Source organism: Chryseobacterium artocarpi, from assembly GCF_001684975.1.
Taxonomy (GTDB): Bacteria; Bacteroidota; Bacteroidia; order Flavobacteriales; family Weeksellaceae; genus Chryseobacterium; species Chryseobacterium artocarpi.
The window spans coordinates 1-489 of sequence record NZ_MAYH01000024.1; the positions used below are offsets into that span (position 1 = coordinate 1).

Here is a 489-nt window from a genome sequence, read left to right on the forward strand (position 1 = left end):
TAATTAATCACAGGAGATACTGGTTTTGCATACCCCTTCATTAAAACATAGGCTTTCACATCATCAATCATACTTTGTGTAATCGTAAGCTGACCGTTTGAGTAATCTGAAATTGTAGCATTAATAGGTTTTAAAAAACCTGTATTGGTAAAGAAATCTGTAAGGTCTTCCTGCACAGCGTCACAGGTATTTTTCACAAAATTCATGACCATTTGTCCATTGGTAAGCTGGGTTTCGTTTGTGTTTCTTACTTTTTCAGCTACTGTAGCAAACCAATGTGCATAATCTATTCCCGGAACAGCAGGTATAACCGGAGGCGTATTTTCATCTGACATATCCGAATCAAATGCAAGCGTAGATGCACTTTTTGAAGCACCCGCCAATTGATAATACAATTCTAATTGCCAAAACGGAATAAGGCTTCTGAAATTTGCATCTGCAGGATTCACATAATCTGTTCTGAACTGATCCATAATACTCTTCCCGTTA

Annotated in this window: 1 protein-coding gene; it reads right to left on the minus strand. The window is 37.4% G+C overall.

The window, feature by feature from the left end:
• Positions 1-489: M60 family metallopeptidase (locus tag BBI01_RS11560; protein WP_228393993.1), on the minus strand; the 489-nt coding region annotated here is incomplete at both ends.